Source organism: Ideonella azotifigens (genome assembly GCF_006519715.1).
GTDB classification, from domain to species: Bacteria; Pseudomonadota; Gammaproteobacteria; order Burkholderiales; family Burkholderiaceae_C; genus Ideonella; species Ideonella azotifigens.
This window is the reverse complement of sequence record NZ_VIDT01000867.1, coordinates 1-1971: the sequence shown is the minus strand read 5'-3', so window position 1 is coordinate 1971 and position 1971 is coordinate 1. Positions and strand designations below refer to the sequence as shown.

Here is a 1971-nt window from a genome sequence, read left to right as displayed (position 1 = left end):
TTTCCAGCCAGCGCCGGATGTCGGCGATTTCGCGCTCGCGGCCGATGAAGCTCGTCAACGCGTGCGGCAGGTTGTGCGGCGTGGCCGGCGCGGACAGTGCCTCGACCGGCGCCGCGGCCAGCGTGAACCGGTAGCCCTGCCCGCTGACGGTGGCGATGGCCGGCACCCCCAGCACCCTGCGCAGCGCCGAAACATGCGCCTGCAGCGCGTTCTCTTCGACCACCACCTGGCCCCAGACCCGCCGCAGCAGTTCGGTCTTGGTCACCAGGTGCCCGGCGCGTTCCACCAGCACGGTCAGCACGTCGAACGCCAGCGGGCGCAGCGCCACGGCGGCCCCGGCGCTCAGCAGCCGCCGCTCGTCGAGCTGAAGCTCGAAGCGGCCAAAGCGATAACGAACCGGTGCAGCCGAAGCAGGCATCGTTGCAAGCTCCTGGGGAAGGTGGGTGCACCGAGTCTAAATCTCTGAAACCCGGCGCATCAGGAAAGCTTCAGGATAGCTTCAGCTCCGGTCCGCCACGCGGCAAAACAATCCCGACGTCCTCCCAGCTCGGAGCAGCGACGTCATGCCTCAGGTCCAAACCCGTTTCCGTGAGATCGAGTCGATGGCGCCGTTCCGGCGCTCGCCCGATGTGCACCGGCCGCACGAGGCCGCCGTCACCGGCAAGGTGCCCGAATGGCTGCAGGGCGACCTGCTGCGCACCTGCCCGGCCGTGTTTGCGCAAGGTGACTGGCAGGCCCGCCACTGGTTCGACGGGCTGGGCCAGGTCTACGCTTTCCGCATCGGCAGCGGCGCCGTGAGCTTCCAGTCGCGCCTGCTGGACAGCGAGGCCGCGCGCGAGGTGGCGGCCGGACGGGCGCAGCGCTCCTCGTTTGGCACACCCACCGGCCGCACGCCCTGGCAGCGCCTGCTGCAGCCTGTGCAGCGCAGCACCGACAACACCAATGTCAACATCGTGCAGATGGGCGACGAGCTGGTCGCGATGACCGAAGGCGCGCAGCAGCTGCGCATCGACGCGGCCACCCTGCGCTCGCTGGGCGTGCGGCCCTACGGGCAGGACGGCTTGGACGGCAACCTGATGAGCGCACACCCGCACCGCGACTTCGCGCGGCGCCAGGTCGTGAACCTGGCGACCAACTTCGGCAGCAGCGGTGGGGTCGTCTCGCTCTACGAACATGGCGACGGCGAGCACACGCGCCGGGTCGTCGGGTCCTGGCGGACCGAGCGCGTGCCCTACCTGCATTCCTTCGGCCTCACGCCCTCGCGCGCGGTGCTGCTGGCCCACCCCTTCTCGGTCAAGCCGCTGGCCATGCTGTGGTCCAACCGCGGCTACATCGACCACTTCGAGTGGCGCCCGCAGGACGGCACGCGGCTGGTGGTGATGGACCGCGCGACCGGTGCCACGACCGAATACGAAACCGACGCGATGTTCGTCTTCCACACCGTCAACGCCTTCGAGCGTGGCAGCGAGACGGTGCTGGACGTGCTGGCCTATCCGGACGCCGCGATCATGGAAGACCTGCGCGTAGCCCGCATGGTCGAGCGGCTGCCGGACCTGCGGCCCTCGCTGGTGCGCATCACGATGCGGCCGGGCCAGCCACGCGCCGAGCTGCAGACGCTGAGCGAAGCCGGCTTCGAGTTCCCCTGCATCCACTACCACCGGCACAGCGGCAGCGACTACCGCTTCGCCTGGGGCGCGGCCGATGGCCCCGCGACAAATGACGGCAGCGGCGGCTATGCCTCGTCCATCGTCAAGGTGGACCTGCACAGCGGCATGGGCCGCAGCTTCAGCGATGGCGAACGCATCTACGGCGAGCCGGTGTTCGTCGCCCGGCCCGGCGGCACCGACGAGGACGACGGCGTGCTGCTCTCGGTGGGCTGCAGCCAGCAGCAGCGCAGCTCGGCGCTGGCCATCCTGGACGCCCGCACGATGGCGCTGCTGGCCTCGGTGGAGGTGCCTGCGGCCATCCCGC

General features: G+C 70.0%; 2 protein-coding genes. One reads left to right on the top strand and one right to left on the bottom strand.

Going from position 1 to position 1971, the window contains the following annotated elements:
• The coding region (locus tag FKP22_RS28625; protein WP_211361639.1) for a winged helix-turn-helix domain-containing protein at positions 1-418 on the bottom strand (418 nt) is incomplete at its 3' end.
• Positions 419-563: 145 nt separating this feature from the next.
• Here FKP22_RS28625 and FKP22_RS28620 point away from each other — a divergent pair.
• On the top strand, positions 564-1971 hold a 1408-nt coding region (locus FKP22_RS28620), incomplete at its 3' end, for a carotenoid oxygenase family protein (RefSeq protein WP_141291514.1).